At 72.0% G+C, this 8,275-nt stretch carries 3 protein-coding genes and 1 pseudogene; 3 read left to right on the plus strand and 1 reads right to left on the minus strand.

Going from position 1 to position 8,275, the window contains the following annotated elements:
• A pseudogene (locus tag H5J31_RS38840) lies at nt 1–196 on the minus strand (aminoglycoside phosphotransferase family protein); the annotation flags it as partial.
• Between the two features lie 486 nt (nt 197–682).
• On the opposite strand from H5J31_RS38840, the gene H5J31_RS38845 reads away from it, so the two are divergent.
• The 3 genes from H5J31_RS38845 to H5J31_RS38855 form a co-directional block, all read left to right on the plus strand.
• Nucleotides 683–2,422 carry a pyruvate dehydrogenase gene (locus H5J31_RS38845; protein ID WP_181777648.1) on the plus strand — a complete coding sequence of 580 codons (1,740 nt, stop codon included), beginning with the start codon at nt 683–685 and terminating at the stop codon, nt 2,420–2,422.
• 481 nt (nt 2,423–2,903) lie between these two features.
• Complete coding sequence (locus H5J31_RS38850) at nt 2,904–6,341, plus strand: AMP-binding protein (RefSeq protein ID WP_181777649.1); 3,438 nt, start codon at nt 2,904–2,906, stop codon at nt 6,339–6,341.
• On the plus strand, nt 6,338–8,275 hold a 1,938-nt coding region (locus tag H5J31_RS38855), incomplete at its 3' end, for a non-ribosomal peptide synthetase (protein ID WP_181777650.1). The genes H5J31_RS38850 and H5J31_RS38855, both read left to right, overlap by 4 nt.

Below are 8,275 nucleotides of genomic sequence, written 5' to 3' on the forward strand. Positions count from 1 at the left end.
GTGCCGTGCCCGGGAGGGCGGCGAGCGCGAGCACGGGCGGCTTCCGCCACCGGATCTCCGGAGTCGGGATCGGTGCCAGGGTCATCGCCTCGACCTCGACGTCGGTGCGCTTCTGATCGGAGTCGATCTTCAGGAACACGTCTCCGACGCGCAGGGTCGCGCATTCGTGATGGGCGACGACCACCTTGACCTCCACGACGGCCATTCTCGCGGAAGAGTCCACTGATGTCGCCGGATTTATCGCGTGATCGTCCACAATGGAGTTTCGGCGAGGCGTGGCCCGGCACGTTGGCGGAGCCGAGGCGCGTTGTGCCCGCCCGACCGGCCCGGGTCAGTCGGAGGTGGTCGGGAGCTGGTCCGCCGGGCGCGGTCTCCCGGCCGGAACGGTCACTTCGACGCGTTCCATGACCAAGGCGAAAGCCATGATCACCATCGGGGTCGCCAGCATCATCCACATGAGGCTTGAGGTACCCGAACGGCCAGTGGTTCAATCCCGCGGCCGCCGCCGGTGCGATCTGACGTCACCCGAACCGGACCTCGGGGATCGCCGCCATCAGCCGCGGATCAACTCCAAGTCGGAAAGTTTGTGAAGCGTCACCCGCCCGCGCACAGAACCTGCGAGGTGGGTACGTCGCGTGGATCATGGGGACGGTCCCACCGCCGCAGCATCGAAGGGGTCGTGATGGCCAAGCCCAACGTCGCCGAACAGTTCGTCCAGGTCCTGGTGCAGGCCGGGGTGGAACGGATCTACGGCGTGGTCGGTGACAGCCTGAACCCGGTCGTCGACGCCATCCGTCGTACGCCGGGTATCGACTGGGTGCACGTGCGCAACGAGGAGGCGGGCGCGTTCGCCGCGGCCGCCGAGGCCCAGCTGACCGGACGGCTCGCGGTGTGCGCGGGTAGCTGCGGGCCCGGCAACACCCACCTGGTGCAGGGTCTTTACGACGCGCACCGCACCGGCGCCCCGGTGCTCGCGCTCGCCTCGCATATCCCGTCCAGCCAGATCGGTACCGGGTTCTTCCAGGAGACCCATCCAGAACGGCTGTTCGTCGACTGCAGTGGCTATTGCGAGCAGATCAGCCGGCCCGGGCAGATGCCCCGGGTGCTGCGGATCGCCATGCAGCACGCGCTGGGGCGCGGCGAGGTGTCGGTGCTGGTGCTGCCGGGTGACGTCGCGCAGCTGGAGGCCGCTTCGCCGACCGGCGACGGGGTGCCGGTCACTGAACGCGGGACCGTCATGCCGCCCGAACCTCAGGTGGAACGGCTGGCCGAGCTGATCAACGAAGCCGAGACCGTCACCCTGTTCGCCGGTGCCGGGGTGCGCGGCGCCCACGCCGAGGTGATGGAGCTCGCCGGAGCGGTCCAGGCGCCCGTCGGTCACAGTCTGCGCGGCAAGGAGTGGATCCAGTACGACAATCCCTACGACGTCGGAATGAGCGGACTGCTCGGCTACGGCGCCTGCTACCGGGCCATGCACGACGCGGATCTGCTTCTCCTGCTGGGCACCGATTTCCCTTACGACTCCTTCCTTCCTCAGGCCCGGACAGTGCAGATCGACCACGACGCGACCCGGCTCGGCAGGCGCACCCCGCTGGAACTGGCCGTGCACGGCGACGTGCGGGAGACCCTGCGAGCCGTGCTGCCGCTCCTGCGGCGCAAGACCGACCGGGCGTTCCTGGACCGCATGCTGCGCGACCACTGCAAATCGCTGGAACACGTCGTCGACGCCTACACCCGCAACGTGGAACGGCACGTTCCCATCCACCCGGAGTTCGCCGCCGACCTCCTGGACGAACTCGCCACCGACGACGCGATCTTCACCGTGGACACCGGCATGTGCAACGTGTGGGCCGCCCGATACCTCACTCCCAACGGGCGTCGCCGGGTCATCGGCTCGTTCCTGCACGGCACCATGGCCAACGCGCTGCCGCACGCCATCGGCGCGCAGTTCGCCTATCCGGGACGGCAGGTCGTGTCCATGTCCGGCGACGGGGGACTGGGCATGCTGCTCGGCGAACTGCTGACCGTCGTCCTGCACGACCTCCCGGTCAAGATCGTGACGTTCAACAACTCCTCGCTCGGCATGGTCAAGCTGGAGATGCTGGTCGCCGGCCTGCCCGATTACCAGACCGACCATCGCCAGGTCGACTTCGCCGCCATCGCCCGCGGCGCCGGCCTGCACGCCGAACGGGTGACCGATCCGACCCGGCTGCGCGCGGCCCTCGAGGAGGCGCTGAGCCACGACGGACCCGCGCTGGTGGACGTCGTGACCGACCCGAACGCGCTGTCCGTCCCGCCGCACATCACCGCCGGCCAGCTCGGCGGATTCGCCTTGGCCGCGAGCAAGGTCGTCCTCGAAGGCGGCGTCGGCCGGATGATCGACCTCGCCCGGGCCAACCTCCGCAACATTCCCCGGCCCTGACCTCGGCGCAGCGGCCGGAAAGTGGCACGCGGATCGTGGATCCACGCTTCCGGGTTCTCCCACGGTCCGAAATACGGCAAAGCCGACGAAGTGCTCCGGTCCTTCGCTCGCCTGAACCATTTCTGAATCGATTGTGAAAATTACCCCGCCGGTTGCTTGTAAACGTATTCCTTGGTGCGGTGTCGGTTAATATCCGACGTGTCACTGAATGTGATCAACCGAGTGTCGATGGTGGCCGGAGGTCGGTCGCAAATTGCCGTCTGGGCGGTCGATTCGTTCGCAAGACACGGAAAACTGCGACGTATGGTCCAATATGGATAGATCGTTCGGACTAAATCCGCGGAATTCGTATTCCTTGGTGCGGCCGGTCGTCATAACCTTGCGTGATTCTTCACCTGAATTGTCCCTGGGGGAGCAAGATGAAGTCCACGCCGTTGTTGTCGCGCGCCCGAAAAACCTCGGGGCGACTGTTCGACGCCCGATGACACCAACCGGCTGCGTCAGCCGATTCCACCTGCACGCCCGGCGATCGCCCGACCGGATCGCGGTCTTCGAGCACGGCACCGGGCTCACCTACGCCGGGCTCGCCGGGCTCGCGGGCGGCCGCGCGCTGCGGTTGCGCGACGCAGGTGTCCGGCCAGGGGAGCGGGTCGGGCTCGTCACCGGGCACGGCAGCGCCACGATCGCGGCGATCCTCGGCACCCTCGCCGCGGGCTGCACCTACGTCCCGCTCGACCCGACCTTCCCCCGGGAGCGTCTCGAGTACCAGCTCGCGGCCGCGCGGGTGACCGCCGTGCTCGCGGATCCGGAGTACGTCGAGCTGGCGGAGTCCTTGTGCCGCAACGGCTCCGCTCGCCTCGTGCGCTCGGGCACGGAGACCGCGCCGCTCCCGGTACCCGAACCCGATCCGGACAGCCCGGCGTACGTGCTGTTCACCTCCGGGTCCACCGGCCGGCCGAAGGCCGTCGCGCAGACCCACCGCAACCTTCTGCACGTCGTCGACAACCAGATCGCCGCGCTCGGCATCACCGCGGACGACCGGCTCAGCCTGCTCGCGTCCTTCGGCTTCGACGCGGCGATCCCGGACCTTTACCCGGCACTGCTCACCGGCGCCGCGCTCGTGCCGGTCGACCTGCGCGCGCACGGCCTCGCCCACGCCGCGCGCGAGCTGGCCCGGCACGAGGTGACCGTCTACCACTCGACGCCCACGGTCTACCGGCATCTGCTCGATGTCCTCGGTGAGACCGGCCTCCCGTCCGTGCGGACCGTACTGCTCGGCGGCGAACAGGCGACCCACGCCGACGTCCGCCGCGGCCGGTTCGCGCCGGACTGCGTGTTCGTCAACGGTTACGGCGCCACCGAGGTGACCTTCGCCGCGCACTACCGGACAACCGCCGCCGAGCTGGGCCCGGACGCCGATGGTCCGCTGCCGATCGGGCGCGCGCTGCCCGGGTTCACCCTCACCGTGCTCGACAGCGGCGAACTCGAAGTGCGCGGGCAGCACCTGGTCGAGGGCTATCTCGACCAGCCGAGCCCGGCGTTCGGGGTGACGGCCGACGGCGGCCGTCGCTACCGGACCGGCGACCTCGGCCGGCTGCTGCCGGACGGGAACCTCGTCTGCCTCGGCCGGCTCGACCGGCAGGTCAAGGTCCGCGGCTTCCGGGTGGAGCCGGCCGAGATCGAGGCCCGGCTCGCCGAACAGCCCGGCGTGGTCGAAGCCCGCGCGATCGTGCGCGACGGCGACCTGCTCGCCTACGTGACCGCGACCGACCCGCGTCCGGACGGCCGGGTGCTGCGGGCCGCGCTGGCGGACGTCCTGCCCGGCTATTCGGTACCCGCGGCCATCGCGGTGCTGGACCGTTTCCCTCTGACGGTAACCGGAAAGCTCGACGAACCGGCGCTGCCGGACCCCCGGGTGGGCGAGACCGTCCCGGCCGAACGGCTGACCCCGGCCGAGGAACGCGTGCACCGGATCTGGTGCGCGGTGCTGGGCCGTGACCGGGTCGGGCGCACCGAGGCGTTCTTCGACGCCGGTGGCGACTCGCTGCGGCTGGGCCGGGTGCAGGCGCGGCTGGCCGACGAGTTCGAGGTGGACGTCCCGCTGCTCGCCCTGTTCGAGCGCACGACGATCGCCGGACAGGCCGCCTGGTTCACGGAGTCCACTTCGGACACTCCGTCGCCGGTGACCGCGGAGGAGCCGGCCGGGGATCTCATCGCCGTCGTGGGGCTGGCCTGCCGGTTCCCCGGCGCGCCGGACGCCGCGTCGTTCTGGTGGAACCTCTGCGCGGGCGTCGACGCGATCCACGACTACGCCGACGACGAGCTGGCGGCGATGGGCATCGGCCCGGGCCTGCGTGCCGACCCGGCGTACGTGCGGGCGGGTGGCCGGATCGAGGGTGTCGAGGAGTTCGACGCCGGGTTCTTCGGGTTCACCGCCGACGAGGCCGCGCGGACCGACCCGCAGCACCGGCTGTTCCTCGAAACGGCGTGGCAGGCGCTGGAGGACGCGGGACGCGACCCCGCCGCCGAGACCGGGCCGGTCGGGGTGTTCACGGCCGCCTCGGTCAATCGCTACTTCCTGTTCCACCTGTTCGGCAACCCGGCGGTGACCGGCGACGTCGACCCGGACGACTGGGAGGGGCGGCTGACCGGCCGCCAGCTCACCGACCACCTGCCCGGCCAGGTCGCCTACCGGCTCGGGCTGACCGGGCCGGCGGTGGCCGTGCAGAGCGCGTGCTCCAGCTCGCTCGCGGCGGTGGCGCTGGCCGCGCAGAGCCTCGCGGACTACCGGTGCGACGTCGCGCTGGCCGGCGGGGCGAGCGTGACCTGGCCGCGGTACCGCGGCGGCGGGCTCGTCTCTCCGGACGGCCGGTGCCGCGCGTTCGACGTCGCCGCGGCGGGCGCCGGGTTCAGCTCGGGCGCCGGGGTGGTCGTGCTGCGGAGGCTGGCGGACGCACTCGCCGACCGTGACCATATCTACGCCGTACTGCCCGGCTGGGCGATCACGAACGACGGCCCGGACCGCGCGGGCTACGCCGTGCCGGGACCGGCAGGGCAGGCGGCCGCGGTGGCCGAGGCACTGGCCGCCGCGGAGGTCGAGCCGGACGAGGTCGCACTGCTCGAAGCCCACGGCAGCGGCACCCCACTGGGTGACGCGATCGAGGTGGCCGCGCTCAACCGCGTCTACCGGGACGCGTCGCCCGAAACGTGTGCGCTGGGCTCGGTGAAGACGAACATCGGGCACCTCGACTCGGCGGCGGGCGTCGCCGGGCTGATCAAGACCGTGTTGTCCGTGCGGCACGGCGTCATCCCGCCGAACCTGCACTTCACCGCCCCGCATCCGGAGGTCGACCTGGCTGGCGGCCCCTGGTATGTCCCGGCGAAGGCCACCGACTGGCCCGCCCGCGAACGGCGGGTGGCCGGGGTCAGCTCGTTCGGCATGGGCGGCACGAACGTGCACGTGATCGTGGCGGAGGCCCCAGCCGCCCCACCACGGCCGGCGGCGAGCGGTCCGTTCGTGCTGCCGGTGTCCGCGCGTGACGCGAAAGCGTTGCGCGAGGCGGTGTCCCGGCTGCGCGAGCGGCTTGCCACGGACGCGCCGGACCTCGGGGACGCGGCGTACACGCTTTCGGTCCGGCGGGCGTTCGCGTGCCGGGCGGCCGTAGTGGCGGACTCGGTCGCGTCGGCGATCGCCGCGCTCGATGCGCTGCTGGCGAACGGAACCGACGTCGAGGGCCCGGCCGGGGCGGCACGCGACCTGGCTGTCCACTGGGCCGGGGGCGGCGAGGTCGAGTGGGCCGCGCGGTTCGGGAGCGGTGAACCGGGCCGTGTCCCGTTGCCGGGCTATCCGTTCCAACGGGAGCGGCACTGGATCGACCCACCGCCTCAGCACACATCCGATCAGGGGAGCCCTCGGTGACCGACACCTTGCCCGTCGCGGACGGCCATGGCCTGCCACTGTCCTATCCGGACACCACACTCACCGGGCTGATCCTCGCGCAGGCCGTGCGCACCCCGAACGCCGTCGCCGTCCGGCAGGGTGACGCCCGGCTCACCTACCGCGAACTGATCGCGTCGGCGACCGGTGTCGCCCGGCTGCTGCGGGCCCGGGGCGCCGGGCCCGGTACCCGCGTCGGCGTCTGCGCAGACCGGCGGCCGGAGCTGATCTCGACCGTCGTGGGCGTGCTGCTGTCCGGGGCCGCCTATGTGCCGCTCGAACCCGGCGGCCCGAAGGCGCGGCTGGCCGAAATCGCCGCGGACGCCGGGATCTCCCTCGTCGTCGGTGACTGTGCGCGGGCCGAGTTCGGTGCCGCGGAAGGCATCGAGGCTCTCGACGTGCCCCCTCCCGCGGACGGATCCGCCGAGTGTCCCGCCGGTCCGGACGACCTCGCCCACATCCTCTACACGTCCGGCTCCACCGGTCGTCCCAAGGGCGTGCTGACCAGTCACCGCAATGTGGTCGCGTTCGTCACCGGGTTCGCCACGGCCCTCGGGCTCCGGCCCGGCATGCGGGCGCTCGGAATCTCCTCGCCCGCCTTCGACGCCTTCACCATGGACGTGTTCGTCTCGCTGGCGCACGGCGGATCGGTCCAGCTCGCCGGCACCGCCGACCGGGCCGACCCTGAACGGCTGCGGCGTTTCCTCGTCGAGCACGACGTCGAGTGGGGCTTCGTGACGCCGACGCTGCTGTCCATGGTGGACCCCGCGGACGTTCCCGGCTGGCGCGTCGTCGCCTGCGGAGGCGAGCCGGTGCCGGCGGACCTCGCCGCGCGCTGGATGCCGGGCCGCCGGTTCTTCAACGCCTACGGCCCGACCGAGACCACCGTGGTGGTCGTCACCGACGAGGTCACCGGCATCCCCACCGACCCACTGCCGCTCGGCCGTCCGACGCCGAACCACCGGGCGTACGTCGTGGACGCCGAGCTGAGGCCGGTCGCTCCCGGCGAGATCGGCGAGCTGCTCATCGGCGGCCCGGGCCTCGCGCGTGGCTACCTCGGCAGCCCGGAGCTGACCGCCGCGAAGTTCGTCGACGACCCGATCACACCGGGGGAACGGCTCTACCGCACCGGCGACCTGGCCCGCGAGCTGCCCGACGGCCGTCTCGAGTTCGCCGGCCGCGCCGACCGGCAGGTGAAGGTCCGCGGCCAGCGGATCGAACTGGGCGAGGTGGAGGCGGCGCTCACGCTTCACCCGGACGTCGACGCCGCCGCCGTGACGGCCGTCCCCGGGCCGGCCGGCACGCGGCTGGTGGCCTTCCTGGCACCGGCGTCCGCACCGTCCGATGTGGACGTACTCGGCCAGGGCCTGCTCACCGCGGCGATGCGCCCGGCCGCGGTCCGGGTACTCGACCTCCTGCCGGTCGACCCGGTCACCGGCAAGATCGACCGGCCCGCGCTGCGTGACCTGGCCGAGGCGGCGCTGGCGGGACAACGGGCGGACCTCGGCCCGCTCGGCACCCCGGTCGAACGTGCGGTCGCGGCCATCTGGCGGCGAGTGCTCGGCGCCGGTGCGGGGACGGATTTCCTGGCCTCGGGCGGGAATTCGATCGCCGCGATGCGCCTGGTCGCGGCGCTACGGGCGGAGCTCGCCGCGGACGTCGCCACGGAGGACGTCCTCGCCGCCGGCACTCTCGATGGGCTGACCCGGCGGGTCGCGGCCGCGTTGCCGCTGACCGGACCGGGCCTGACCACCGGGCACGCGCCCGCACTGTCCCCGCCACAACGGCGGCTGTGGTTCCTCGACCAGCTCGCCCCGGACGCCGCGCCGTACAACATCGCGATGGCGTTCCGGCTGACCGGCGTACTGGACGTCGACGCGCTGCGCCACGCCTTGCGCGCGGTCGCCGAGCGGCAC

Origin of the sequence: Amycolatopsis pittospori (genome assembly GCF_013870525.1) — a bacterium.
Lineage (GTDB): Bacteria > Actinomycetota > Actinomycetes > Mycobacteriales > Pseudonocardiaceae > Amycolatopsis > Amycolatopsis pittospori.

What these genes read in the sequence shown, in the direction of transcription:
- H5J31_RS38845 (WP_181777648.1), top strand. Translation starts at nt 683, where the DNA reads ATGGCCAAGCCCAACGTCGCCGAACAGTTCGTCCAGGTCCTGGTGCAG.
- H5J31_RS38850 (WP_181777649.1), top strand. Translation starts at nt 2,904, where the DNA reads ATGACACCAACCGGCTGCGTCAGCCGATTCCACCTGCACGCCCGGCGA.